At 60.6% G+C, this 26,647-nt stretch carries 24 protein-coding genes and 1 riboswitch; of the genes, 8 read left to right on the plus strand and 16 right to left on the minus strand.

The window, feature by feature from the left end:
* Positions 1-238: 238 nt before the first annotated feature.
* From maiA to hppD, 4 genes are all read right to left on the minus strand, one after another.
* A complete protein-coding gene (maiA, locus tag Q0P52_RS15545) occupies positions 239-898 on the minus strand; it encodes a maleylacetoacetate isomerase (RefSeq protein WP_293764854.1) in 660 nt (219 codons plus the stop codon).
* On the minus strand, positions 891-1,874 hold the full coding sequence (locus Q0P52_RS15550) for a fumarylacetoacetate hydrolase family protein (protein ID WP_293764855.1): 984 nt from the start codon (positions 1,872-1,874) through the stop codon (positions 891-893). The genes maiA and Q0P52_RS15550 overlap by 8 nt, the downstream gene beginning before the upstream one ends.
* A gap of 111 nt (positions 1,875-1,985) precedes the next feature.
* Complete coding sequence (locus Q0P52_RS15555; protein ID WP_293764856.1) at positions 1,986-3,116, minus strand: homogentisate 1,2-dioxygenase; 1,131 nt, start codon at positions 3,114-3,116, stop codon at positions 1,986-1,988.
* A 50-nt stretch (positions 3,117-3,166) separates the two neighbouring features.
* A complete protein-coding gene (gene hppD, locus Q0P52_RS15560) occupies positions 3,167-4,249 on the minus strand; it encodes a 4-hydroxyphenylpyruvate dioxygenase (RefSeq protein ID WP_293764857.1) in 1,083 nt (360 codons plus the stop codon).
* 469 nt (positions 4,250-4,718) lie between these two features.
* Here hppD and Q0P52_RS15565 point away from each other — a divergent pair, with 469 nt between their 5' ends.
* The 3 genes from Q0P52_RS15565 to Q0P52_RS15575 all read left to right on the plus strand — a co-directional run bounded on the left by Q0P52_RS15565 (position 4,719) and on the right by Q0P52_RS15575 (position 8,200).
* Positions 4,719-5,204, plus strand: coding sequence for an Lrp/AsnC family transcriptional regulator (locus Q0P52_RS15565; RefSeq protein ID WP_293764858.1), 486 nt, complete (start codon positions 4,719-4,721; stop codon positions 5,202-5,204).
* A 63-nt stretch (positions 5,205-5,267) separates the two neighbouring features.
* Positions 5,268-6,389 (plus strand): ABC transporter substrate-binding protein, encoded by a 1,122-nt coding sequence (locus Q0P52_RS15570; protein ID WP_293764859.1) that lies wholly within the window; start codon positions 5,268-5,270, stop codon positions 6,387-6,389.
* Positions 6,371-8,200: a diguanylate cyclase gene (locus tag Q0P52_RS15575; protein ID WP_293764860.1), complete on the plus strand. Its 1,830-nt coding sequence runs from the start codon at positions 6,371-6,373 to the stop codon at positions 8,198-8,200. Before Q0P52_RS15570 ends, Q0P52_RS15575 begins: the two co-directional genes overlap by 19 nt.
* A 101-nt stretch (positions 8,201-8,301) precedes the next feature.
* Here the strand turns inward: Q0P52_RS15575 and metF are convergent, their stop codons facing one another.
* Together metF and ahcY are read right to left on the minus strand one after the other, a co-directional pair.
* A complete protein-coding gene (metF, locus tag Q0P52_RS15580; protein WP_293764861.1) occupies positions 8,302-9,138 on the minus strand; it encodes a methylenetetrahydrofolate reductase [NAD(P)H] in 837 nt (278 codons plus the stop codon).
* 128 nt (positions 9,139-9,266) lie between these two features.
* Positions 9,267-10,667, minus strand: a complete 1,401-nt coding sequence (gene ahcY, locus Q0P52_RS15585; RefSeq protein ID WP_293764862.1) for an adenosylhomocysteinase — start codon at positions 10,665-10,667, stop codon at positions 9,267-9,269.
* Between the two features lie 72 nt (positions 10,668-10,739).
* A riboswitch (S-adenosyl-L-homocysteine riboswitch) is annotated at positions 10,740-10,804 on the minus strand.
* Positions 10,805-10,909: 105 nt separating this feature from the next.
* Between ahcY and Q0P52_RS15590 the strand changes: the two genes are divergently transcribed.
* Positions 10,910-12,532, plus strand: coding sequence for a histidine kinase N-terminal 7TM domain-containing protein (locus Q0P52_RS15590; protein ID WP_293764863.1), 1,623 nt, complete (start codon positions 10,910-10,912; stop codon positions 12,530-12,532).
* 36 nt (positions 12,533-12,568) lie between these two features.
* On the opposite strand, the gene Q0P52_RS15595 is transcribed toward Q0P52_RS15590, so the two are convergent.
* The 10 genes from Q0P52_RS15595 to Q0P52_RS15640 form a co-directional block, all read right to left on the minus strand.
* Positions 12,569-14,476, minus strand: coding sequence for a KUP/HAK/KT family potassium transporter (locus tag Q0P52_RS15595; RefSeq protein WP_293764864.1), 1,908 nt, complete (start codon positions 14,474-14,476; stop codon positions 12,569-12,571).
* Positions 14,477-14,777: 301 nt separating this feature from the next.
* Entirely contained in the window at positions 14,778-15,230 is a 453-nt protein-coding gene (locus Q0P52_RS15600; RefSeq protein ID WP_293764865.1) for a ClpXP protease specificity-enhancing factor, read from the minus strand.
* A gap of 9 nt (positions 15,231-15,239) precedes the next feature.
* Complete coding sequence (locus Q0P52_RS15605; protein ID WP_293764866.1) at positions 15,240-15,842, minus strand: glutathione S-transferase N-terminal domain-containing protein; 603 nt, start codon at positions 15,840-15,842, stop codon at positions 15,240-15,242.
* A gap of 156 nt (positions 15,843-15,998) precedes the next feature.
* Complete coding sequence (locus Q0P52_RS15610; RefSeq protein WP_293764867.1) at positions 15,999-16,769, minus strand: cytochrome c1; 771 nt, start codon at positions 16,767-16,769, stop codon at positions 15,999-16,001.
* A gap of 17 nt (positions 16,770-16,786) precedes the next feature.
* Entirely contained in the window at positions 16,787-18,124 is a 1,338-nt protein-coding gene (locus tag Q0P52_RS15615) for a cytochrome bc complex cytochrome b subunit (RefSeq protein ID WP_293764868.1), read from the minus strand.
* A gap of 14 nt (positions 18,125-18,138) precedes the next feature.
* Positions 18,139-18,723, minus strand: a complete 585-nt coding sequence (petA, locus tag Q0P52_RS15620; RefSeq protein ID WP_293764869.1) for a ubiquinol-cytochrome c reductase iron-sulfur subunit — start codon at positions 18,721-18,723, stop codon at positions 18,139-18,141.
* A 120-nt stretch (positions 18,724-18,843) separates the two neighbouring features.
* A complete protein-coding gene (locus Q0P52_RS15625; protein WP_293764870.1) occupies positions 18,844-19,590 on the minus strand; it encodes a Nif3-like dinuclear metal center hexameric protein in 747 nt (248 codons plus the stop codon).
* Positions 19,591-19,797: 207 nt separating this feature from the next.
* A complete protein-coding gene (gene groL / locus Q0P52_RS15630) occupies positions 19,798-21,438 on the minus strand; it encodes a chaperonin GroEL (protein ID WP_293764871.1) in 1,641 nt (546 codons plus the stop codon).
* A gap of 62 nt (positions 21,439-21,500) precedes the next feature.
* Positions 21,501-21,788 (minus strand): co-chaperone GroES, encoded by a 288-nt coding sequence (gene groES, locus Q0P52_RS15635; protein WP_088739744.1) that lies wholly within the window; start codon positions 21,786-21,788, stop codon positions 21,501-21,503.
* A gap of 168 nt (positions 21,789-21,956) precedes the next feature.
* On the minus strand, positions 21,957-23,051 hold the full coding sequence (locus Q0P52_RS15640; protein ID WP_293764872.1) for a glycosyltransferase: 1,095 nt from the start codon (positions 23,049-23,051) through the stop codon (positions 21,957-21,959).
* Between the two features lie 185 nt (positions 23,052-23,236).
* Between Q0P52_RS15640 and rfbB the strand changes: the two genes are divergently transcribed.
* The 4 genes from rfbB to rfbC are packed head-to-tail and all read left to right on the plus strand — an operon-like array spanning position 23,237 to position 26,647.
* Positions 23,237-24,301 carry a dTDP-glucose 4,6-dehydratase gene (gene rfbB, locus Q0P52_RS15645; RefSeq protein WP_293764873.1) on the plus strand — a complete coding sequence of 355 codons (1,065 nt, stop codon included), beginning with the start codon at positions 23,237-23,239 and terminating at the stop codon, positions 24,299-24,301.
* The gene (gene rfbD / locus Q0P52_RS15650) at positions 24,298-25,191 is read left to right on the plus strand and encodes a dTDP-4-dehydrorhamnose reductase (protein ID WP_293764874.1); all 894 of its coding nucleotides are present in this window, start codon (positions 24,298-24,300) and stop codon (positions 25,189-25,191) included. The genes rfbB and rfbD overlap by 4 nt, the downstream gene beginning before the upstream one ends.
* Before the next feature lie 17 nt (positions 25,192-25,208).
* The gene (gene rfbA / locus Q0P52_RS15655) at positions 25,209-26,081 is read left to right on the plus strand and encodes a glucose-1-phosphate thymidylyltransferase RfbA (RefSeq protein ID WP_293764875.1); all 873 of its coding nucleotides are present in this window, start codon (positions 25,209-25,211) and stop codon (positions 26,079-26,081) included.
* Positions 26,082-26,095: 14 nt separating this feature from the next.
* Positions 26,096-26,647, plus strand: a complete 552-nt coding sequence (gene rfbC / locus Q0P52_RS15660; protein ID WP_293764876.1) for a dTDP-4-dehydrorhamnose 3,5-epimerase — start codon at positions 26,096-26,098, stop codon at positions 26,645-26,647.

The raw sequence follows: 26,647 nt of genomic DNA on the forward strand, positions 1-26,647 counted from the left end.
AACCACGGACACGCGGATTTTCAATCCGCTGCTCTACCAACTGAGCTAACTGGCCTCACTGCTGCGCTTTCGCGTCATCAGAGCCACGCATTAAATCAGAGCAGGTTCTCTGAGTCAAGATATTTTTCGGAAACCGGCAAAAGCGGCCGGATTATTCCGAATCAGCTCCCGAGCCAAAATTACCGCCCGCCCAGCCAAGAAAAAACCGCCCGTTTTCTGGCGGGCGGTTTGTCGGCACTCAGTCTGCGGGCGGCGCGTCCGGTTGCCGGTCCGGGTGGGTATCGGCAAAAGCCGGCAGGCTTTCCAGCCAGGCGCTGACGCGCGTCAGCAGGGGAAAATCCTCCAGCGGCACCTTGAAGCGGCGCGCGTTGTACACCTGCGGCACCAGGCAGATGTCCGCCAGCGTTACTTCGTCGCCCAGGCAGCAACGCCCCGCGCCTTCGGCCAACATCCGCTCCAGCGCGGCAAACCCTTCGCGCAGCCAGTGCGCGTACCAAGCCTGCTTGCCCTCTTCCCCCACGCCCAATTCCGCGGTCAGAAATTGCAGCACACGCAAGTTGTTGAGCGGATGCACGTCGGCAGCGATCAGCATGGCCATGGCCCTTGCCCGCGCGCGATCGGCCGGATCGGGCGGCAACAGCGGCGCGCCGCCCGGATAGGCCTCATCAAGATATTCGCAAATGGCCAGCGACTGAGTCAGCACCCGTCCTTTATCTTGCAGCGCCGGCACCAGCCCTTGCGGGTTGAGCGCCAGATAGCCGCCTGAGCGCTGCTCGCCCTTGATCAGGCTGACCGGCAGCTGCCGATACGCCAGCCCCTTGAGAGCCAGCGCGATGCGCACGCGCCAGGCGGCGCTGGAACGGTAGTAGCCGTACAGTACCCGGTCTGCCTCAGCCATGCGCGGCCACCTGTTGCTCGATGCGGCCGAAGATGGAACGGCCCGCCGCGTCGAACATCTCGATGGCCACGCTGTCGCCCACCTTCATGAACGGCGTGGCCGGTTGGCCCTGCTCGATGATCTCGATCATGCGCTGCTCGGCCAGGCAGCAGGAACCGGTAGCGCGGTCGTGATTGGAAATGGTGCCCGAGCCGACGATGGAGCCGGCCGCTAGCTCGCGGGTCTTGGCCACATGCGCCACCAGTTGCGGGAAGCTGAACTGCATTTCCACGCCGCAATCCGGCTCGCCGTAGCGTTCACCGTTGTACTCCACCCGCAGCGGCAAGTGCAGTTTGCCGTCGCGCCAGGCGTCGCCCAGCTCATCCGGTGTTACCGCCACCGGGGAAAACGCGGTAGCGGGCTTGCTCTGGAAAAAACCGAAGCCCTTGGCCAGTTCCGGCGGAATCAGGTTGCGCAAGGTGACGTCGTTCACCAGCATCAGCAAGCGAATATGGTGGGCGCAGGCGGCGGCGTCCGCCCCCAAGGGCACGTCGTCGGTGATGACGGCCACTTCGCCTTCAAAATCCAGGCCCCAGGCTTCGTCGCGCAAGGGAATCGGCGCGCGCGGCGGCAGAAAGGCATCCGAACCGCCCTGGTACATCAGCGGGTCCTGGTAGAAGCTGGCGGGCACTTCCGCGCCGCGCGCCTTGCGCACCAGCTCCACATGATTGAGATAGGCGCTGCCATCGGCCCACTGGTAGGCGCGCGGCAGCGGGCTATGGCAGGCGGCCTGGTCAAACGCCACTTCGTCCGGCATGGGGCCGGCATTGAGCGCGGCGTAGACTTCAGCCAGCTTGGGCGCGGCAAGACGCCATTGATCCAGCGCGGCCTGCAAGGTAGGAGCGATCTGCGGGACGGCAACCGCGCGGCTCAGATCGCGGCTGACCACCATCAATTGGCCGTCGCGGCCGCCCTGGCGATAGGTAGCAAGTTTCATGTGCGTGTTCTCCTTATTGACCGGTCATCGCCGGTTTGCCCGACAACCCGCGTCAAGGCGCGGGCGCGGACCTGAGCAGGCCGCCCTTCGGCCAACCTGCGCACGGCTTGTTCAGACTTTCGGCTTCCAGCTATCCACATAGCCGGTCCACTCCACTGCGGCCAGCCCCGGGCCCTGCTCCAGCGCGGAGCGGGTGTCTATCATCACCGCCACTTCTTCAGTGAAGGTTTTCGGGTCGCTCATGGCCTTGGCGAAAGCTTTGGGGTGCGGCCCGTGCGGGAATCCGGCCGGATGGAAGGTGATCATGCCCGGCTTGATGTTGTCGCGGCTGAAGAAATCCCCGGCGTGGTAGAAGATCACTTCATCGTAGTCGTCGTTGCTGTGATAGAACGGCACTTTCAACGCGCCGGGGTCGGACTCGATCGGGCGCGGCACAAAGGTGCAGATCACGAAGCCGTCCGCCACGAAGGTGCTGTGCGCCGAGGGCGGCAGGTGGTAGCGATGGCTCATCAGCGGACGGATGTCGCGCCAGTTGATGCGCGCCACGGCGATATTGCCGTGCCAGCCGATGGCGTCCAGCGGATTGAACGGATACGTCACCGTGCTGAGCTGGTTGTGGCGCTTGATCACCACTTGCCACTCGTCTTCGGTTTGCTGGGCACGGAAGGCGTCGTCGATGGCCGGCACGTCCAGCATGGCCTCGTCAAAAATGGCGTGCGGGCCGACGATACCCTTGTCCGGCAATTGGTAAGCGCCGTTGCTGGCCTCGATCAACAGCATGGTGGTGGGTTCGGCCGGCTCGATGCGCCAGCTCGTGGAACGCGGCACCAGAATGTAGTCGCCGTCGCGATAACTCAGGTGGCCGTAATCGCAAAACAGCTCGCCGCTGCCGGCGTGGATGAACAGCACATCGTCGCCGTCGGCATTGCGAAACAGGCTGCTCATGGCCTTGGCGCAAGTCCAGATACGGAACTGGCACTGGCTGTTGTGCAGCACCACCGGCGCGGCCCAGGGCGCCTCGCCGGCGTTGGGCAACGCGTTCAGATCAAAAGCGCGCGGCTTGAGCGGGCCTTCCCACTGGCTCCAGCCGGTGGGCGGATGCTTGTGATGCAGGTGGGTGGCCGGGCCGAAGAAACCGCTTCGGCCCACCTCGCGTTCATATATCCCCTCGGCCGGCAGATCTGCATGAGCCTGACGGGAGAAGGTGCCTTCGCGATGCGGGAAACTGATCCATTTGCGCATGGCTTGTCCTTGTGGCGACCGGCCTTGGCCGGCCGCGCAGTGATGGTGGCTCAGTCGGCTTTCAAAACGCCGCGACGGATCTGGTCTTCCTCGATGGATTCGAACAGCGCGCGGAAATTACCCTCGCCGAAGCCTTCGTTTCCCTTGCGCTGGATGATTTCGAAGAAAATCGGCCCGATCACGGTTTCAGTGAAAATCTGCAGCAGGATGCCCGCGCCTTCCACCGGCGCGCCGTCGATCAGGATACTGTTCTTGCGCAGGCGGGACAGGTCTTCGCCATGGCCTTGCACGCGGCTGTCCACCTTGTCGTAATAGGTGTCGGGCGTATCGAGGAAGCGGGTGCCCGCGGCCTTCAGCGTTTCTACCGTGGCGTAGATGTCACGCGTGGTCAGGGCGATGTGCTGGATGCCCTCGCCATGGTATTCGCGCAGGAATTCTTCAATCTGACTCTTGTCGTCGGACGACTCGTTGATGGGAATGCGGATCTTGCCGCAGGGGCTGGTCATGGCCTTGGACACCAGGCCGGTGAGCTTGCCTTCGATATCGAAGTAACGGATTTCACGGAAGTTGCCGATGCCGGTGTAGAAATCCGCCCACTTGCCCATATTGCCGCGGAAGACGTTATGGGTGAGGTGGTCTATCTCAAACAGGCCCACACCCACCGGAAACTGCTCCACGCCGGGCAACGGCAGGAAATCCACGTCGTAGATGTTGTGATCCTTGCCGTAGCGATCGACAAAATAGAGCGCCGAGCCGCCAATGCCTTCCACCGCCGGGATATTCAACTCCATCATGCCGATCGGTCGCACATAGGGTTTGGCCCCGTGCGCCAGCGCATACTGATAGGCCTTGGCGGCATCCTTCACGCGCCAAGCCATGGCGCAGGCGGACGGGCCGTGCGTCTTGCCGAACTCGCTGGCGGGTTGGGTGGGTTCGCCGTTAAGGATGAAATTGATATCGCCCTGACGGTAAAGGCTGACGTTCTTGCTGCGGTGACGGGCCACCTCGACAAAACCAAGCGATACGAACAGCTGACGCAAATTGTCGATGCCTTCCTGGGTGGGCGCGGTGTATTCGACAAATTCAAAGCCGTCGGTGGACAGCGGGTTGTGCAGCGGGGTTTCCATTTTCATCCGTTTCTCCTCTTGGGATGCGCGGGCGGCTCGTGATCGGCCGCCTTGTCGTGGCAAGGGCCGGAACGGTGTGCGAAAGCGGATGATGCTGGCAAAAAGAAAATCTTGAGGAAGCGGCGGGACGCTCGCCGGACGCACTGCTGCCTCACGCTCTACACTTGCCGCAACAACAGTTGTAAGCTAACCGTAAGTTGCAAGTCAGCGGGCGTCCGCATGCCGGTGGGTTGTCCGGTTTGTCTGGCGACCTGGCGGCCGACAGGATATTGCGGCCCGGTAGCCGGACAGGCTATCAGGCATCTCCTCTTGTCTTCTTTGCCGACATTATCCAGCGATCTGGCGTCACCGTGTAAAATGTCCGGGCTAGGCAATTTATTCTAGGGAAATCGCCCGGCAATTATCTTGCAAACCTTCCCCGGAAATAGAATAACTAGAAATAAAACCCCAAAATCCTGTAACCAGAGGAGAAAACATGCCAAGTCTTACACTAGATAAGACAGACTTGCGCATCCTGTCGGAGCTACAGCTCAACGGCAGGCTGACCAATGTGGAGTTGGCCGAACGCGTGGCGCTATCCCCCTCGCCCTGTCTTCGTCGTCTGAAACAACTGGAGGAATCCGGCGTCATTCGCCAGTACGTGGCCCTGCTCGATCCGGCCAAGATAGGCCTGGGACTGCAGGCCTACGTGCGCGTGGTGCTGGAAAAACGCGGCAATACGCATGTGCAGAGTTTCATCGACGCCGTGCAGCGCTGGCCGGAGGTAATCAACTGCTTCGCCATGACGGGTGAAATGGACTACCTGCTGCAAGTGTATTTCGAGGATCTGGAACACTTTTCCCGCTTTGTGATGGATGAACTGCTACAACAGCAAGGTGTGGAAGACGTGAAATCCAGCTTCGTGCTGAAAGAGATCAAGCGCACCACCTCGCTGCCGCTCAGCCAGCTCAGGGGCATCTGAGTCGGCAGTACGCAACACGACAGCGCCGCCCGGCTCCGGCCGGGCGTTTTCTCGGGGCAGGGCATGAAAACCAGACAGGCAGTCCAGTTTCTGCTGGCGGGTGTTGCAGTAATGCTGCACACCTGCAGCTGGGCCTTTTCCGTCGCTTTCATTTCTCCCGGCCGCCACGACGAGGCGTACTGGCTCAGCGCGACCCGCGCCATGCAAGCCGCCGCCACCAGCCTCGATATCCAGCTTGAAGTCCTCTACGCCGAGCGCAACCCCTTGCGCATGGTGCAATTGGCCCGCGACATCGGCCAGCGCGGCCGCAAGCCGGACTTCCTGATGGTAGTGAATGAAAAACAGGCCGCGCCTGCCATGCTGCAATTGGCCGACAAGGCCGGCATTCCCGTTTTTATCAGCTTCAACGATCTCACTGCCAACCAACTGGCGGAAACCGGTCCGCCCCGCACCCGCTACAAGCTCTGGCTGGGATCGCTGGCCGCGGACAACGAACGCGCCGGCGAGCTCACCATGCAAGCGCTGCTGAACGAAGCGCAACGGCGCTTCCCCGGCGCCAGCAAGCATTTGCTGATGATGGCCGGCGACAGCTCCACCCCCGCCTCCACCGACCGCATACGCGGCGCGCGCAAGGCGCTGGCAAAAGCGGGGGATCAAGTTGAGCTTACCCAACTGGTATACGGCGAATGGGAAAAACAGCGCGCCTTCGAACAGGGCCAATGGCTGTTGCGCCGCTATCCGGAAATCAATCTGATCTGGACCGCCAACGATGAGATGGCCTTCGGCCTGGAAGACGCGCTAAAACGCAACGGCAAGGATGCCGGCAAGCAGGTGCTGATCAGCAGCATCAACAATTCGCCCAGCGCCATGCAGCAACGCCGCGACGGCAAGTTCGCCGCGCTGGCGGCCGGCCACTTCATGGTGGGAGCGTGGTCGCTGGTGATGCTGTACGATTACCGCCACGGCAAGGATTTCGCCGGCGAGGGCCTGCGGCAAAATGCGCCCGCTTTCAGCCTGATCAGCCCGGACATGGCGCAGCGCTACCTGCAGCGTTTCGCTGCCGGAGACTTCAGCGGCATCGACTTCAAACACTTCAGCAAGGCCGCCAATCCCGCGCTGAATCGTTATTCTTTTGCTTTTGGCCCCCTACTCAACCAGGAATCCACATGGCTTTCCGCTCGCTGACGCGCCAGTTGCTGCGACAGCTGCTGCTTTATACCCTGCTGTTCGGCATGGCCGTGTCCGCCCTCAAGGCGCTGGTCATCTTTCAGAACGGCCAGGACCGCATGGAAGCCATCCCTGACACGGTGGCCCAGCTCTACCTGCCCTTGCTGGCGCAAAGCGCCTGGGATGTGGAGATTCCAGCCATGCAATTGCAGCTCAAGCAAATCGGCCAGCTGCCGGGCGTCAAAAGCGTGGCGCTCTCTACCGAACTGGGCCAGACCTTGCGCTACGACAATCCGGAACGCAGGGAGGACGGCGTGGATCGCCACTTTCAGCTGCACGTGCAGTCGCCCAGCGCCAGTGGCGACATCGGCACGCTGACGCTGGATGTCTCCAATCTGGAAACCTATCAGACCATTCGCCGCGAAGTACTGCTGTCGATGGGTGAATACCTGCTGGCCCTGCTGGGCCTGGCCGCGCTGATCTGGCTGCTCTTCAGCCGGTACGTGGTGACGCCGCTAAAACGCCTGGCCGAGGCACTGCAACGCTTCAAGCCGGGCAGCCCCACGCCGCTGCCCGCGCCAACGCTGGATGAGCAAGCGCAAGGCAATGAGCTGACCCAGCTGCAAACCGCCTTCGTCGACATGAGCGACAGCATCAACCGCTACCTGCAGGACAAGGAGCGGGTGGAAAAGGAACTGGCCAGCCACCGCGATCAACTGGCGCGACTGGTGGACAACCGCACCGATGAACTCAACCAGCTGCTGCGTTTCCAGCAACTGGTGGCGGCCACCTCCACCCGCTTCATCAATATCCCGCTGGCCGGCATTGATCAGGCCACCGACATGGCGCTGGAGGAAGTGGGCCACTTCATGCAGGTGGAGCGCTGTTATCTGATCGGCTTTGATCAGTCCTGGCGCGTCAACGCCGTGCATGAGTGGTGCACCCACGGCGTCATCCCCACCACCGCCACCATGCTGGGCGAAAACTTCATGGCTCGTCAGTGGGCCTTCGGCCAACTCAAGCGCTATGGCCTGCTGTCGCTGGATCGGCTGGACGAGTTGCCCGAAGAAGCCTGGCTGGAACAGCAGGAATTGCAGGAACACCGGGTGCAGAGCCTGTTCATGCTGCGCATCGACTACATGGGAAAGCCGGTGGGCCTGTTCGGCTGCGATATGGTGAGCCGCGAGCGGCACTGGCAAGCGAAGGAACAACAACAAGCGCGTCTGCTGGGTGAAATGCTGGCCAACGCCATCATCCGCCGCCAGCAGCTGCAAGAGCTCAACCTCACCCAGCAAAAGCTGAAAACCGCCAATGACGATCTGGCGCGCATGGCCTTCAGCGACGGCCTCACGGGCATCGCCAATCGCCGCCTGTTCGATGAGCGGTTGGGCGACGCCCATGCGGAAGCCATGCACAGCGGCCAGCCGCTCAGTGTCATGCAGATCGATATCGATCACTTCAAGCTGTACAACGACACCTATGGTCATCTGGCGGGCGACGAATGCCTGCGCAAAGTAGCGCAAGCCATCGATCAGACGCTGACCGGCGAGCGCGATCTGGCCGCGCGAGTGGGCGGAGAGGAATTTGCCGTGCTGCTGCCCGGCCAGGATGCCGAACATGCCGGCCAGGTTGCGGAACGGCTACAGGCCGCCATCCGCCATCTGGCGATTCCTCACGAGAAAGCCACCGGCACCCGCTACGTCACCATCAGCATCGGCGTGGCCATGCTCAAAGCGGTACAGACCACGCACCAGCTGATGAGCGACGCCGACCGCGCGCTGTACGAAGCCAAGAGCGCCGGCCGCAACCGGGTGATCACCGCGCAATAAGCCGGGAAAAGCGCAACGCCATACAAAACCAAAGGCCGCCCTCTGGGGCGGCCTTTGGCGTTCGTCCAAGCTCGCCGAGCCAAGGACAGGACTTGCGGGGCTTACATGCCCAGGCGCTGACAGATGGTAGACACCAAACCGGCCTGATTCAGCGTATAGAAGTGCAGGCCAGGCGCGCCGTTGCTCAGCAAGCGGTCGCACAACTCGGTCACCACATCCAGACCCAGCGCGCGGATGGACGCCGTGTCGTCGTAATAGGCCTGCATGCGTTGACGCAGCCAGCGCGGCACTTCCGCGCCGCACATGTCGGAGAAGCGGCACAGCTGACCAAAGTTGGCGATGGGCATGATGCCCGGCACCACCGGAATGGCAACGCCGCGCGCCTGTACCTCGTCCACGAAACGGAAGTAGGCGTCGGCGTTGAAGAAATACTGCGTAATGGCCGAATCGGCGCCGGACTGCACCTTGCGCACGAAATTGTTCATGTCGTCTTCGGCCGACTTTGACTGCGGGTGGAACTCCGGGTAGGCCGCCACTTCGATATGGAAATGATCGCCGTGCTCGCTGCGGATGAACTCCACCAGCTCGTTGGCGTAGCGGAATTCACCAGCCGCCACCATGCCGGACGGCATGTCGCCGCGCAAGGCGACAATGTGGCGGATGCCGTGATTGCGGTATTCATTGAGGATGGCGCGGATATTGTCCTGAGTAGAGCCGATACAGGACAGATGCGGCGCGGCGGCGAGGCCTTCGCCGCGGATTTCCAGCACCGTGGACAGTGTGCCGTCGCGGGTGGTGCCGCCTGCGCCGAAAGTCACCGAGAAGAACTGCGGCTTGAATTGGGCCAGCTGCTGCCGCGTGGTGCGCAACTTGGCGGCGCCTTCCGCCGTCTTGGTCGGAAAGAACTCGAAACTGAAGGTTTTTTTCTGATCGTTCATCTGGTCTTTGTCCCGGCGGTCTGTCGCGCCTTGTTAGGTGTCGCCGTGATGGCCCGCCTGTCCCGGGCGGGCCCGGCGGAAGAACAGCCCATTCTACAGGCGGCCGCCCTTCCATTTCGTTATCAAAATCAATAACGATAGTGTTCCGGCTTATAAGGACCCGCCTTGGCCACACCGATATAGGCGGCTTGCTCATCGCTGAGCTCGGTGAGATTGGCGCCGATGCGCTTCAGATGCAGGCGGGCTACCTTCTCGTCCAAGTGCTTCGGCAGCACGTACACTTCCTTGCCGTAGCGATCGGCGTGCTGGAAGATTTCCATTTGCGCCAGCACCTGGTTGGTGAAGGAGTTGGACATCACGAAGCTGGGATGGCCGGTGGCGCAACCCAGATTCACCAGACGGCCTTCGGCCAGCAGGATGATGCGCTTGCCGTCCGGGAAGATGATGTGATCCACCTGCGGCTTGATATTGTCCCACTGGTACTGGCGCAAGCTGGCGACTTCGATTTCGCTGTCGAAGTGGCCGATGTTGCAGACGATGGCGTTGTTGCGCATCTTCTTCATGTGGTCGTGGGTGATCACGGACACGTTGCCGGTGGTGGTGACGAAGATGTCGCCCTGATCGGCCACATCATCCATGCGCACCACGCGATAGCCTTCCATGGCCGCCTGCAAGGCGCAAATCGGGTCCACTTCAGTCACCCACACCGTAGCGCCCAGACCACGCAAGCTTTGCGCGCAGCCCTTGCCCACATCGCCGTAACCCAGCACCACGGCCACTTTGCCGGCGATCATCACGTCGGTGGCGCGCTTGATGCCGTCCACCAGCGATTCGCGGCAACCGTAAAGGTTGTCGAACTTGGATTTGGTTACCGAATCGTTCACGTTGAACGCCGGGAACGGCAGGCGGCCTTCCTTCTGCATCTGGTACAGGCGATGCACGCCAGTGGTGGTTTCTTCCGTCACGCCCTTGATGTGCTGCAGGCGCTTGGAATACCAGTGCGGGTCGATGTCCAGATGACGCGCGATGGAGGCGAACAGCGAGCTTTCCTCGTCATTGGCCGGGTGGCCGATCACGCTGCGGTCGGACTCCGCCTTGCTACCCAGCATCAGCAGCAAAGTGGCGTCGCCGCCATCGTCCAGAATCATGTTGGCGGGTTGGTCTTCCGGCCATTCAAAGATACGGTGGGAGAATTCCCAATACTCATCCAGCGACTCGCCCTTGAAGGCAAACACCGGAATGTTGGCGGCAGCGATGGCGGACGCGGCGTGATCCTGGGTGGAGAAGATATTGCAGGAAGCCCAGCGCACGTCGGCGCCCAGCGCCACCAGCGTTTCAATCAGCACGCCGGTCTGGATGGTCATGTGCAAAGAGCCGGCGATGCGCGCGCCGCGCAAAGGTTTCTGATGGCCGTACTCTTCACGCAAGGCCATCAGGCCCGGCATTTCGGTTTCGGCGATCGCCAGTTCCTTGCGGCCCCAATCGGCCAGAGTGATGTCGGCTACGTGGTAGTCGTTGAAGTCAGCCATCGTGCGTTTCCTTTGCGCGTGGCCGGCCAGGGAGGATGGGATCACCCGCCCTCCCGGCCAGGCCGGGATATGGTCAGGTGAGCGCCGTTGTAAAAGACCCGAGCCTGGGGACAAGCCTCGCAGCGCTCCTCGGGAATAACTGCATTATACCTATCGACTGAAAAAGATGGGTGAATCTTGCCGGTGCGGTTAAACTATAAAGTTATAGTCATCACAGCCATTCCCGCACAAGCCCGACCCCGATGCCCTTTGTTTTCACACCGCTGGCCGCCATCTCCGGATTCGCCGCCGTCTGCGCCGCCGTCATAGGCATGCTGGCCTGGGAACGCCGGCGCATGACAGGTGCGCGCTGGCTGGCGCTGCTGATGCTGGCCGTGGCGGTCTGGGCCGGCGCGGCCACGATGGAGCTATCGGTCACCCTGCTGGCGGACAAACTGTTCTGGTCCAAAGCGGAATACTTTGGCACGCTCAGCGCGCCTGTGCTGTTCATGCTGCTGGCGGCGGATTACAACCAGCTGGACTCGGTGCTCAAGCCACGGGCAGTGCTGTTGCTGTTCGCCATTCCCCTCATCGCGCTCTCGCTGGCGCTCAGCAACGAACACCACAGCCTGATCTGGTCCGGCTTCCATTCCAGCCCCGCCGGCTACAACCTGCTGGTCTATGAGCACGGCGCCTTGTTCTGGGTGCTGGTGGCCGGCTACTCCTATCTGATGATGGTGATGGGATCGATGCTGCTGGTGCGCACCTTGCACCTGTATCCGGCCCACTACCGGGGACAGTCGCTGCTGCTGATGGCCGGCGCGGTTATCCCCTGGGTGGGCAATGTCCTCTATCTGACTGGCTACAGCCCGCTACAAGGGCTGGACCCCACGCCGCACTGCTTTGCCCTTACCGGGATGGTGTTCGCCTTCGACCTGCTGTATCTGCGCCTTCTCTATGTCGTGCCAATAGCCCGCGCCAATGCCTTCAATGCCATGGGGGACGGCATTGTCGTCATTGATACGCAAAAGGTGATTCTGGACATCAACCCGGCGGCGGCCAGCCTGTTCGGCAAACCGGCCTCGGTGATGACCGGGCAGAAGCTGCCGATTCCGGCGCTGGTGGAAGTGGCCGACAAGGATGGCGAACATCAAGTGGAGCTGAACGGCCGCGGTTCCCGCGCCATTCTGGAGGTACGGTCGTTCCCGGTGCGCGAATGCGGCGTGACGCTGGGCGGGCGCATGCTGGTACTGCGCGACATCTCCAGACAGAGGTTGGCCGAAGAGGCGCTGCATCAGGCCTACCAGCAACTGAAAAACCGTATCGATGAAATCGAATCGCTGCAGGAGTCGCTGCGCGAACAGGCGCTGCGCGACCCGCTGACCGGGCTCTACAACCGCCGCTATCTGGAAGAAACGCTGCGCCGGGAGATCAGCCGCGCCCAACGCGAAAACACCGCGCTGAGTTTCGCGCTGATCGACCTGGACAACTTCAAGCACATTAACGACCGCTATGGCCACATCGTGGGCGACAAAGTGCTGTGCGCGCTGGCCACCTTGCTGCGGCATCAGTGCCGGCAGGGAGACATCGTCTGCCGACTGGGCGGCGAAGAATTCATCGTGGTACTGCCTTCGGCCAACAGCCATCAGGGCTATGTGCGGCTGGAAAGCCTGCGGGCGGATTTCGCCAATACCTTGCAGATGACCGAGACCGGCAACTTTCAGACCACTTTTTCTTGCGGCATCGCCAGTTTTCCCAAGGACGGCGCCAACTTCGCCCAGTTGTACCAGCTGGCGGATCAGGCGCTGTATTACGCCAAAGCCAACGGCAAGAACCAGGTGGCGCTTTACCCGATGGATCACACCGCGCATACCCTCAGCCGCTGAACACTGCCCGGCCGGCAATCCATGGCCGCAGGCGACTCAACGCACTGTTACCGGCATGATCTCCGCGGATAGCTGCACCCCCACCCCCAGTCCGTAATAATAGTAGGCAGGCTGCGACTGCTGACGCAGCCAGACGAACAAGCGGAAACCCTGGCGTTTCAGCAAGCCCAGCTTGCGCGAGGCCAGCAGGTTTTCCTGTGAAACATGCACGATCCACTTGCGACGGTCGGTCGGCAGATCAATCTCTTGCTGCTGCGCCATTTCCTCCAGCACAGCCTCCACATTCGGCTCCTCCATGAAACCGAAGCTCAGCTCCACGCTGAGAATGCTGCCGCGCTCTTTGTCTTGCTCGAAAACAGTCACCCTGTAACGGCTGCCATGAATGTACGGCACCTCGGGATGATTGACGGTGACAAACAACAGATTGCGCGGCAACACGCCATAACGATCCCAAATCAGCTGCATCAGCGCTGGCGCATGGTCCGTCAGATGGCGCAGATGCTTGGGGATCATCAGGATGGCGTTGCGATCGACAAAATGCCCACTGGCGCGATGCAACTCCGCCAATTCCTGCATGTTCATGGTGTGTTTGCGGGAGTAGGCGTCGAACGTGGCCTTGCGCCCCCACTGCCAGGTAATCATCACCAGAAAAACCAGCACGCCAATGGTGAACGGCACATAGCCGCCCTCAAGAAACTTGAGCGTGCTGGCCAGCAGGAACAAAGCGTTCACTACCGTCAAGCCTCCCCACACCAGCGCCACCTTGCCCATACTCCACCGCCACAGCAGCCGCGACACCGGCACCATGGCTATCGAGGTAATCACCATCACGCCGGACACGGACAAACCATAGGCAGAGGCCAATGCGCCGCTAGAGCCGAAAGCCAACACCAACCCCACGCAGCCGGCATAGAGCAACCAGTTGATGAAGCCGACGTAGATCTGGCCTGTATGCTCCTCATGGGTGTGATGGATGCGAATACGGGGAAACAGGCCAAGACGCACCGCCTGTGATACCAGCGAGAAAGCGCCGGAAATCAAAGCTTGCGAAGCGATGATGGTAGCCAGCGTGGCCAGTATTACCATGGGAAACAAGGCCGCATGCGGCACCAGGCTGTAAAACAGGCTACCCCCGCCCTTGATGCCCGCATGCGCCAGCAAATACGCACCCTGCCCCAAGTAATTGAGCAGCAATGATGGAAACACCAGCAGAAACCAGCCCAAACGGATGGGCAAAGCGCCGAAATGCCCCATGTCGGCGTACATCGCTTCGCCGCCGGTCACGCACAGCATCACCGCACCCAGCGCCAGCAGGGCGTCGCGAAAATCGCTCTCCAGGAGAAAACGCAAACCATGCACCGGGTTGAAAGCTGCGAGTATTTGCGGCGCGAGCAGGATCTGACGCGCGCCCAGCGCGGCGATGACCATGAACCAGAGAATGAGAACAGGGCTGAACACCTTGCCCACCTCGTGCGTGCCGCGCGACTGAATGGCAAACAGGATGGTCAGCAACAGCAAGGTAATGGGAATCACAGTATGAGACAGCTCCGGCGTGGCGACAGACACCCCCTCCACCGCCGACAGCACGCTGATGGCCGGTGTAATGATGCCATCGCCGAACAGCAAGCCCGCCCCGAGGATCAGCCCCCACAACAACCAGCGTCCGCCATGCCGCAGCGCTCCGTCGTGCAGCAGGCCATAAAGGGCAAACAGGCCGCCCTCGCCATCATTGTCGGCCCTCAACACCAGCGCCGCGTACTTGAACGCCACAATGATGGCCAGTGCCCAGATCACCAGGGAGATGCCGCCCAGTACATGCTCAACACCCTGCGGCGTATTGCCGTGTCCGAAAAATATCTGGTCCAACGCATAGAGCGGCGAGGTGCCAATATCGCCGTATACGATGCCGATGGCGCCCAGCGTCGCCCCCAGTGCTTTGCGCATTGCCTTCACTATGCCCTCTCCCGCCTGCGCTGTTCTTGCGCTCGCCGATCACCGCCAGCTTTGCGCATCACGAATCATGATCCGGACATGATTATGCCTTAGCGGCAAAACCCTGTCGGCATTCATGTTTTATAGCCAGCGCAGCCTGCTGCGCCATCAAGGCTGCGCGCCTCCTACGGGGATGGCGCCCCCCCCGGGAACGTTGGCCGAAGGAATGACTGCCCGCTGCAGTCGGCCATGGGAGACGGATAGATGCAAAAAAGCCGGGATAACATCCCGGCTTTTTATCCACATTCCCCGCTTACTTGACGATGCGCAGGCTGGGACGCCCACCCGGCCGCTGCGGAGGAGGCTCCTCAGGAGAGTGCCCGGACGATGCATCGCCCTCCTCCCCAGAGGCATCCTCGACGGCAGCCAGGACAGGCCCTTGCGACCGGCTTGCGGCGGGCTCCACTTCAAACCCCATGCCTTCACCGGTTTCACGCGCGAAGATGGACAGCACATTGCCCACCGGAATCCACAAATCGCGCGATACGCCGCCAAAGCGGGCGGAAAACGACACCCACTCGTGGTCGATGCGCAAATTGTGTGTCGCGCCCGCGGCGATGTTCAGCACAATTTCATTGTTCTTCACGAACTCGAGCGGCACATCGGTGTGCTCATCCACCCACACCACCAGAAAGGGGGTGTGGCCATTGTCCGTGCACCACTCATAAAGGGCGCGGATCATGTAAGGCTTGGTGCTGGTGCTCATGGCAGCCTCTTACTTGCGCATTGCCTTTTCGGACGGCGTCAGCGAGTCGATGAAAGACTGGCGCTGGAAGATGCGTTCTGCGTACTTCAGGATGGGCGCGGAAGCCTTGCCCAGATCAATATTGTAGTGCTCCAGACGCCACATCAGCGGCGCGATGGCCACATCGATCATGGAGAACTCGTCGCCCAGCATGAACTTTTGCTTGGCGAATACCGGCGCAATGGTAGTCAGACCGTCGCGGATGGCCTCGCGCGCCTTGGTGGCTTCCTTGCCGCTAGCGCCGGCTTCCATCGCCTTGACGTGGTTGAACAGCTCGCTCTCGAAACGGTGCAGGAACAAGCGTGCGCGGGCGCGCATCACCGGGTCGGCGGGCATCAGTTGCGGGTGCGGGAAGCGTTCGTCGATGTATTCGTTGATGATGTTGGATTCGTGCAGGATCAGATCGCGCTCCACCAGAACCGGTACTTCGTTGTACGGATTCATTACCGCCAGATCTTCCGGCTTGTTGTGGATGTCCACATCGATGATTTCGAAATCCATGCCCTTTTCATACAGCACGATGCGACAACGTTGGCTGAAGGGGCAGGTAATTCCGGAGTAGAGGGTCATCATGGCTTGAGTCAATCCTTGGACGGTCTTGCGACATATTGAATGCGGCAGTTTACCACTTTCAACAGGGCAATTTCCAGCACTAGCGGCCAAGTGCCTGATTACAAAGAAAAAGGCGGGATTCCCCGCCTTTTTGATCAGCTGCAAAAAAAATTGCGCTTAGTGAACGTCTTTCCAGTATTCCTTCTTCAGGAAGTAGGTCAACGGCAGCAGCAGCAGGCCCAGGAACATCAGCACGATGTAGCCTACCTGATGACGCTTCACCTGGGCCGGCTCGCCGACATACACCAGGAAGTTGGTCAGGTCTGCCATGCGCTTGTCGAATTCAACCGTATTGGCCTTGCCGTTTTCCAGCTTGGTCAACGTGCCCGCCTTGACCAGTTCGAGCTTGTGCTCTTCATGGCCTTCGGCGTTCTTCTCGGTCTTCATGATCTGCTCGCCCTGCATCTCCCACAGCACGTGCGGCATGCCAACCTTGTCGAACACCAGATTGTTCCAGCCGGTCGGGCGGGTAGGATCGCGGTAGAAACCGCGCAGATAGGCATACAGATAATCGGCGCCGCGCGAGCGGGCAATCACGGACAAGTCCGGCGGAGCAGCACCCAGCCATACCTTGGCGTCTTTCTTGTCCATGGTGACGTTCATCTGATCGCCAATCTTGGTCAGGCCGCCGTCCTTGGGCAGCAGCTGGTCCTTGATCTGGTCTTCGGACAGGCCGATATCGGTCAGACGGTTGTAGCGCATGGCGCTGGCGGAATGGCAGGATAGACAGTAGTTGCTGAAGATCTGCGCGCCGCGTTGCAGGCTTTCAGTGTCCTGAATGTTGATCGGAGCCTTTTCCAGCGCCGGACCTTCATTGGCCAGCACGGTGGAACTCACCGGCAGGGCCAGCGCCATCGCAGCGATCAGGTGACGGATTTTGCTTTTCATGAGTCCTTTCCCCTTGCTTACACGTTGGTGGCGAACAGATAGGCTGCGATCACCGTTACCGCCACCAGCACCACAAACTGCAGCTGACGCTTGCCGTTGGTGTCGGTCACGCGGGTCGGCACCGGAACGGTGCCAACGTCGTTCTTGGTATAGAACGGCATGCCCAGGAAGAAGGCGAAGTAGATGAACGAGAAGATCTGCGCGATCAGGGTGCGGGTATTGGTGGACGGCATGGCGCCCAGGATGCCCAGACCGATGAAGGCCATGATGAACAGGGTCAGCATGAACTTGAACTTCGGACCGCGATAGCGGATGGACTTGATCGGCGAACGGTCAAGCCAAGGCAGGAAGGCAATCAGCACCACCGCCGCGCCCATGCCGATCACGCCCCATACCTGGGTGCCCAGGAAGGACGGAATCGCGCGCAGAATCGCGTAGAACGGGGTGAAGTACCATACCGGCGCGATGTGCGGCGGGGTCTTAAGCGGGTCGGCCTGGTCGAAGTTCGGATGCTCAAGGAAGTATCCGCCCATTTCCGGCAGGAAGAACACGATCACCGAGAACACGATCAGGAACACGGCAACGCCGAAGATATCCTTGACGGTGTAGTACGGGTGGAACGGGATGCCGTCCAGCGGGATGCCCTTGTCGTCCTTCAGCTTCTTGATCTCGACGCCGTCCGGGTTGTTGGAACCCACTTCGTGCAGTGCTATCAGGTGAGCCACCACCAGCGCCAGCAGCACCAGCGGCACGGCGATCACGTGCAGGGCGAAGAAGCGGTTCAGCGTGGCGTCGGACACCACGTAGTCGCCGCGAATCCACACCGACAGATCAGGGCCGATCACCGGCAGCGAACCGAACAGGTTAACGATCACCTGCGCGCCCCAGAAGGACATCTGGCCCCAAGGCAGCAGATAGCCCATGAAGGCTTCCGCCATCAGGCACAGGAAGATCAGGGTACCGAATACCCACACCAGTTCGCGCGGTTGTTTGTAAGAACCGTAGATCAGGCCGCGGAACATGTGCAGATACACCACCACGAAGAACATGGAAGCGCCGGTGGAGTGCATGTAGCGAATGATCCAGCCGCCGGCCACATCGCGCATGATGTATTCGACGGAGGCGAAGGCCACCGGAATGCCGGCGGCGTTCAGCGTGCCGTCCGGCTTGTAGTTCATGGTGAGGAAGATGCCGGTGACAATCTGGATGACCAGAACCAGCATGGCCAGCGAACCAAAGAAGTACCAGAAGTTGAAGTTCTTCGGCGCGTAATACTCGGTAACGTGCTCTTTCAGCATCGAAGACAGCGGGAAGCGGTCGTCGATCCAGTTCAGCAGCTTTTGTCCTTTGCTCATTTTTCCCCCTCAGCTTATTTGTCGTCGCCAATCAGCAGGCGGGTATCGGACAGATACTTGTGCGGCGGAATTTCCAGGTTCTTCGGAGCCGGAACGCCCTTGAACACGCGAGCGGCCAGATCGAACTTGGAACCGTGGCACGGGCAGTAGAAACCGCCCAGCCATTCCGGCCCCAGATCGGCGGGAGCCAGATCGGGACGGAAAGTCGGAGAACAGCCCAGGTGGGTACAGATACCCACGGCCACCAGGAGCTCGGGCTTGATGGAGCGGCCTTCGTTCTGGCAGTACTTGGGTTGCTGCTCGACCTCGGACTTCGGGTCTACCAGCTTCGGGTCGTTCTTGGGCAGGTTGGCAATCTGCTCCTTGGTGCGGGACAACACCCACACCGGCTTGCCGCGCCACTCAACGTTGATCTTCTGACCCGGCTCCAGCTTGCTGATGTCCACCTCGACAGGCGCACCAGCGGCTTTTGCCCGCTCAGACGGGAAGAAGCTCATCAGAAACGGCGTCGCCACCCCGGCTGCCGCCACACCCCCAACAGCGCTGGTTGCAACCGTCAGGAAACGACGGCGCCCCTTATCGACTTGTTGTTCACTCATTACAGTCATCCTCAATCGTGGAAACCGAGCTCAAACTTAAAACCTCCAGATTTTACCCGATTAACTGTAGGGACATGAAGCGCCTATGCAAATAAATTGACCCGGAACCGCCGCTTTACGCTAAACCGGGTTGAAAACGTCGACAAAATCAACACTTATGCCGTGCAAATGAGAAACTTTCTCGCCCAGAGCACGCACGCCGAAACGCTCGGTGGCGTGATGTCCGGCAGCGATGAAGGCTACGCCGCACTCTCGGGCAAGGTGAAAATTTTGCTCGGAGACTTCGCCTGTAATGAAGGCATCCACCCCCAGACTGATCGCCTCCTCGAAGAAACCCTGAGCGCCGCCGGTGCACCAGGCCACCCGGCTTACCCTTTGATTTTCATCGCCCAACAGTTGGGCGGGACGACCCAGCATCGCCCCGACATGGTCGGCAAAACTGCGGGCAGTGCCAGACTGCGGCCAAAGCCCATGCCATAACAGGCCCTGTTCGCCAGTCTGTCCTTGCGGCTGCAAGCCCAGCTCCGCCGCCAGCGTGGCGTTGTTGCCCAGGTCGGGATGCGCGTCCAGCGGCAAGTGGTAGGCAAGCAAGCTGATGTCGTGCTGCAACAATTTGGCAACACGTCGCCGCTTCATACCGGTGAGCCGGGCATCCTCGCCCTTCCAGAAATAACCGTGATGCACCAGCAACGCATCCGCGCCGCGAGCGATGGCTTCATCGATCAGCGCCATCGAGGCGGTGACGCCGGTCACCACTTTGCGTACCTCTGATCGCCCCTCCACTTGCAGGCCATTCGGGGCGTAGTCCTTGAACCGCCAAGGCTCCAGCAGCTGATCCAGGCTGGCGACAAGTTCATTCAGTTGCATGCGCGACTCCAGGTCAAAAGCATGCGCAGGCGACGGAGGGTTGGCGCCCCCGAAATGCAGCCCGCGCCATCAAAAAACCCATTGTGCCAGAGTTGCCCCCGACCTTCGGCCCACAAGGTTGGCCGAAGGATTCCGAATGCAAAGCGCGACACAATGAAAAAGCCCGCCTTGCGGCGGGCTTTGAGACTGACAAGCGTCAATGTCGGCTTACATCATGCCGCCCATGCCGCCCATGCCGCCCATGTCCGGCATGCCAGCAGCCGGCTTGTCTTCCGGCAGCTCAGCGATCATGCAGTCGGTAGTGAGCATCAGGCCGGCAACGGAAGCCGCGTGTTGCAGCGCGGAGCGGGTAACCTTGGCCGGGTCCAGCACGCCCATTTCGAGCATGTCGCCGTATTCGCCGGTAGCGGCGTTGTAACCGAAGTTGCCCTTGCCTTCCAGCACCTTGTTCACCACGACGGACGGCTCTTCGCCAGCGTTCTTGACGATCTGGCGCAGCGGAGCTTCAACAGCCTTCAGCACGATCTTCACACCTGCGTCCTGATCGGCGTTGTCGGTCTTGACGGCGTCCAGCGTGGCGCGCGCGCGCAGCAGGGCTACGCCGCCGCCGGCAACAACGCCTTCTTCCACTGCGGCGCGGGTAGCGTGCAGGGCGTCTTCAACGCGGGCCTTCTTCTCTTTCATTTCCACTTCGGTGGCAGCGCCAACCTTGATCACGGCAACGCCGCCGGCCAGCTTGGCCACGCGCTCTTGCAGTTTTTCACGGTCGTAATCGGAAGTGGCTTCTTCGATCTGCTTGCGGATTTCGCCCACGCGAGCCTGGATGTCTGCAGCCTGGCCGGCGCCATCGATGATGGTGGTGTTTTCCTTGCCCACTTCAACGCGCTTGGCTTGACCCAGCATGTCCAGGGAGGCTTTTTCCAGGGTCAGGCCCAGTTCTTCGGCGATCACGGTGCCGCCAGTCAGGATGGCGATGTCTTGCAGCATGGCCTTGCGGCGGTCGCCGAAGCCCGGAGCCTTGACGGCGACAACCTTCAGGATGCCGCGGATGGTGTTCACCACCAGGGTAGCCAGCGCTTCGCCTTCAACGTCTTCGGCGATGATCAGCAGCGGGCGACCAGACTTGGCCACTTGTTCCAGCACCGGCAGCAGGTCGCGGATGTTGGAGATCTTCTTGTCGAACAGCAGGATGAACGGGTTGTCCAGCGCAGCGATCTGCTTGTCCTGATTGTTGATGAAGTACGGGGACAGGTAGCCGCGGTCGAACTGCATACCTTCGACAACGTCCAGCTCGTTGTTCAAGGACTTGCCGTCTTCAACGGTGATCACGCCTTCCTTGCCCACTTTTTCCATGGCGTTGGCGATGATTTCACCGATATCGGAATCGGAGTTGGCGGAGATGGAGCCAACCTGAGCGATTTCCTTGGTGGTGGCGCACGGCTTGGCGATCTTGGCGATTTCAGCCACCAGCGCCACGACAGCCTTGTCGATGCCGCGCTTCAGGTCCATCGGGTTCATGCCGGCGGCAACGTACTTCATGCCTTCCTGCACAACAGCCTGAGCCAGCACGGTGGCGGTGGTGGTGCCGTCGCCGGCCACGTCGGAAGTCTTGGAAGCCACTTCCTTCACCATTTGCGCGCCCATGTTTTCGAACTTGTCTTTCAGTTCGATTTCCTTGGCAACGGATACACCATCCTTGGTGATGGTCGGCGCGCCGAAGGAGCGATCCAGCACCACATTGCGGCCTTTCGGGCCCAGGGTCACTTTAACGGCATCAGCCAGAATATTGACACCGGTCACCATCTTGGCGCGAGCGGAATCACCGAACTTTACGTCTTTTGCAGCCATTCTCGAAATCTCCAGAATTCTTCAGTTAAACGGGTAGGTACTCAATGCCGCGAGGGTCGGATTTACTCGACGATGCCCATCACGTCTTCCTCGCGCATCACGAGGACTTCGTCGCCATCAACCTTGACGGTCTGGCCGGAGTACTTGCCGAAAATCACCTTGTCGCCCACTTTCAGTTCCAGCGGACGGCGTTCGCCGTTTTCCAGGATCTTGCCATTGCCTACGGCCAGCACTTCGCCCATGTCGGGCTTTTCAGCAGCGGCGCCAGGCAGAACGATGCCGGAGGCGGTCTTCTCTTCAGCCTCGAGGCGCTTGATGACTACACGATCATGCAGGGGACGGATTGCCATTGATCTCTCCTAAAAAGTACAAGTGGCGTTGAGACAAAAGAACTGCCATTTGAGCAGTGGAGACCGAGGCTTTAGCACTCGGCCTTGACGAGTGCTAATAATAGGGACGGGCAAGCGGGCTTTCAAGAGGGGGGATGCGAGAAAAGGCCGCATCCCGCTACCGAATCGTCAGTCGCGACGCAAAGTGAGCCAGCGCGGGGTGCGGAAGCGCACAATCTGCCGGTACAGATAGAGGTAGCCGGCGACAAACAGCGCCACAAACAGCAGCAGCACCCAGGTTTTGTTCCAGAACAACATGGCCGGCAGCACGGACAAGGAGCACAGAACCCACAGGTAGGGCGAGGTCAGACTGTTGCGCTGGGTCAGGTGGCGCGCTTCGCGCGAACCCACCATCCAGCGCACCACGCGCCGATAAATCATCTGATGCAGATGCAAGGCATCCGGACGTCCCACTGCCCTGCCTTGCAGGAACTTGCGGCGGTAGATGGTAAACAGGGTTTCGAAAACCGGATAAATGACGCACAACATGGGAAACCACGGGGAGACTTCCGCATTGCGCGCCACCAGTAGCACAGACACCTCGGCGATCATGAAGCCCACCAGATAGGCGCCGCCATCACCGGCAAAAATCAGTCCGCGGGGAAAATTCCAGAACAAAAAGCCCAGAATGGCGCCGATCATGGCCATGCACACGCTCATCAACAGAATATCGTGCACCTTCAGGCAGACATAAGCCATGGCGGTGAAAATGAATACCGACACCATGCCGGACAAGCCGTTGTAACCATCGATAAGATTGAAAGCGTGGGCCACGCCGCCCACCGCCACCATGGTGATCAGCAAGGAGAGCCATAGGTAGTTTGTGAGGGCGGCATCAAGATAAGGAATGCCCAGGCGATTCAGCCCGGCATCGATAAGGAAGAAGCCCAGACAAGCAGACACAAAAGTCGCCAGCAAGCGCGCCAGCGGTCCGATTTTCTTGGTGACATCTTCCAGCAGCCCAAAGCCGAAAGCCGGCAAAGTGGAGAGCAAGAGCAGCAGCACCCAGACCGAGGTATTGAGGTAGCCCGACAGCGCACAGCCCATTACCAGCCCCAGCATGATAGGCACGCCACCAATACGCGGCACTGGCACCGCATGAAATTTCTGAACGCCGGAGGTATCGGAATCCGCAGTAAAACGCGAATGCAGATGAGAATATCGCAGCAGACCCAAACCGGTCAGAATGGAAACCAACAGGGCCGTCAATAAGATTTGCAGCATCGAGAGGCGGGTCCGGGGTTAATGGCGAGTGTGGCCGAGGGCGCTGTTGAACTCAGTTTAAAGCGGGCCGGGTCAAGAGAATAACAGATTTGCGATATACTCGGGGCTTTCGCGCAGGCGGCCTTTTCCGGGGCCGCCTGGCCCATACCTTCGCTTCGATCCGCAAGCCTCGGAGGCCTCATTCCATGATTCTCGTCACCGGCGGCGCCGGCTTCATCGGCGCCAATTTCGTCCTTGACTGGCTGGCCTGCAACGGCGAACCGGTTGTGAACCTCGACAAGCTCACCTACGCCGGCAATCTGCAGACGCTTGGCTCGCTGGAACAGGACCCCCGCCACCGTTTCGTGCGCGGCGACATCGGCGACCGCGAGCTGGTCAGCCGCTTGCTGACCGAGCACCGCCCGCGCGCAGTCATCAACTTTGCCGCTGAATCGCATGTTGATCGCTCGATTCACGGCCCCGGCGACTTCATCCAGACCAATGTGGTCGGCACCTTCAATCTACTGGAAGCCGTGCGCGACTACTGGAGTACGTTGGCCGAAGGCGAAAAACAAGACTTCCGCTTTCTGCACGTATCAACGGATGAAGTCTACGGCACGTTGACCGCCGAGGACGCGCCATTCTGCGAAACCAATCGCTACGAGCCCAACAGTCCCTACTCCGCCAGCAAGGCCGCTTCCGACCATCTGGTTCGCGCCTGGCACCACACCTACGGCCTGCCGGTGCTCACTACCAACTGCAGCAACAATTACGGCCCGTACCATTTCCCGGAGAAGCTGATCCCTCTGGTCATCCTCAATGCCCTGGCCGGCAAGCCGCTGCCCATCTATGGCGACGGTCAGCAAATCCGCGACTGGCTGTACGTGAAGGACCACTGCTCGGCCATCCGCCGCGTGCTGGAGGCAGGCAAAACCGGTGAAACCTACAATGTGGGCGGCTGGAACGAAAAAGCCAATCTGGACGTGGTGCGCACCATCTGCGCCATCCTGGATGAACTGCAACCGCGCGCAGACGGCAAGCCTTACGCCGAGCAGATCACCTATGTCGCCGACAGGCCCGGCCATGACCGCCGCTATGCCATCGACGCGCGCAAGCTGGAAAAAGAACTCGGCTGGAAACCGGCGGAAACCTTCGACAGCGGCATCCGCAAAACCGTAGCCTGGTACCTGGCGAACCGCGACTGGACCGACGCCGTCACCAGCGGCACCTACCGCCAATGGATGGACAAGCATTACGGAGCCGGCGCATGAGCCGCATCCTGATTACCGGCGCCAACGGCCAGGTGGGCTTCGAATTGCAACGCGCCCTGGCGGTGCTGGGCGACATTGTCAGCCTTGATCGCGCTGGCCTTGACCTAACCCAGCCAGACGCCATCCGCCAAACGCTGGATCGCCATCAGCCAGACATCATCGTCAACCCGGCGGCTTACACCGCGGTAGACAAGGCCGAGAGCGATGCCGACACGGCTTGCAAGGTAAATGCCGAAGCGCCCGCCGAGCTGGCGGCCTGGGCTGCGGAACATGGCGCACTGCTGATTCACTACTCCACGGATTATGTGTACGACGGCGAAAAAGACGGCGCCTACGTGGAAACGGATGCCGCCAACCCTCAGTCGGTCTACGGCGCCAGCAAGCTGGCGGGCGAACAAGCCATCGTCGCCGCCGGCGCAAGCCATGTCATTTTCCGCACCAGCTGGGTATTCGGCGCGCACGGCGCCAACTTCCTGAAAACCATCTTGCGTCTGGCTGGCGAGCGCGAATCGCTCAATATCGTTGCCGATCAGATCGGCGCGCCAACTTCCGCCGCGCTGCTGGCCGATGTCACCGCCCACGTCATCCAGCGCTATCGCCAATCGCCGCAAGCGTTTCCCAGCGGCGTTTATCATCTGAGCGCCGCTGGCGAAACCAGTTGGTTCGAGTACGCTCGCTCGGTCGCAATGTTGGCCGAAGAGCAGGGGCTGCCGCTGAAGCTGTCTTCGGCCAACATCCAGCCCATCCCCTCCAGCGCCTATCCCACGCCGGCCAAGCGTCCTCACAACTCACGGCTGGATTGCAGTAAAATCCGCGCAACCTTCGACATCCACTTACCGGACTGGCAAGACGGCGTACGCCACGTATTCGCCCAACTATGCCAGCGTTGACAAGCGAGGCTTTGTCCATGAATCGCAAAGGCATCATCCTGGCAGGCGGCAGCGGCACCCGCCTCTACCCGGCCACCCTGGCCGTCAGCAAACAACTGCTGCCCATTTACGACAAGCCGATGATCTATTACCCGCTCAGCACCCTGATGCTGTCGGGCATCCGCGACATCCTGGTCATTTCCACCCCGCAGGACACGCCGCGCTTCGAGCAATTGCTGGGCGATGGCAGCCAGTGGGGCATCAGCCTGCAATACGCGGTGCAACCCAGCCCGGATGGCCTGGCGCAGGCCTTCATCATCGGCGAGCGTTTTCTGGACGGCGCGCCCAGCGCGCTGGTGCTGGGCGACAACATTTTCTACGGCCACGACTTTCCACGCCTGCTGCGTTCGGCCAACCACAAGGCCGAAGGCGCCAGTGTGTTCGCCTACCACGTCAACGACCCGGAACGCTACGGCGTGGTGGCCTTCGACGACAAGGGCAAGGCGCTGTCCATCGAGGAAAAGCCCACCCAGCCCAAATCCAATTACGCGGTGACCGGCCTGTACTTCTACGATGCGCAAGTGGTGGACATCGCCAAGAGCATCAAGCCCTCCGCCCGCGGCGAACTCGAAATCACCGACGTCAACAACGTTTACCTGCAACAAGAACAGCTGGATGTGGAAACCATGGGCCGCGGTTACGCCTGGCTGGATACCGGCACCCACGAGTCCATGCTGGAAGCCAGTCAGTTCATCGCCACCGTTGAAAACCGCCAAGGCCTGAAAGTGGCCTGCCTGGAAGAAATCGCCTTCCAGAAAGGCTGGATCAACGCTCAACAGCTGGAACAACTGGCTCAACCGCTGAAAAAGAACAGCTACGGCCAGTATCTGCTGCGCCTGATCAATCGCTGAAAGCCACTGTACCCATGAACGTCATCGACACCGCCATTCCGGCCGTCAAGATCATCGAACCAGCTGTATTCGGCGACGAACGCGGCTTCTTTTTCGAAAGCTTCAACCAGGCCCGCTTTGACAGCGCGCTGGGTGAAAGCATCACTTTCCTGCAAGACAATCACAGCAGCTCCGTCCGCGGCGTACTGCGCGGCCTGCACTATCAGCTGGCGCCTCATGCGCAAGGCAAGCTGGTGCGCTGCTCCGCAGGTGAAATATTCGATGTGGCGGTAGATATCCGCCGCGGCTCGCCCACCTTCGGCCAACATGTGGCTGTAGCGCTGAGTGCTGACAACAAACGCCAATTGTGGATTCCACCCGGCTTCGCCCACGGCTTCCTTACCCTCAGCGAGAAGGCCGAAGTGCAATACAAGGCCAGCGCCTACTGGAACGTCAACGCGGAACGCTCCATCCTGTGGAACGATCCGCAACTGGACATCGCCTGGCCGCTGAATGGCATTGAGCCCGTCTTGTCCGGCAAGGATGCCGCCGGCGAGCGCTTCGCGCAGGCCGAGCTGTCCGACTGA

The sequence above is a fragment of the uncultured Aquitalea sp. genome, from assembly GCF_945957525.1.
In the GTDB taxonomy this organism is placed as follows: domain Bacteria; phylum Pseudomonadota; class Gammaproteobacteria; order Burkholderiales; family Chromobacteriaceae; genus Aquitalea.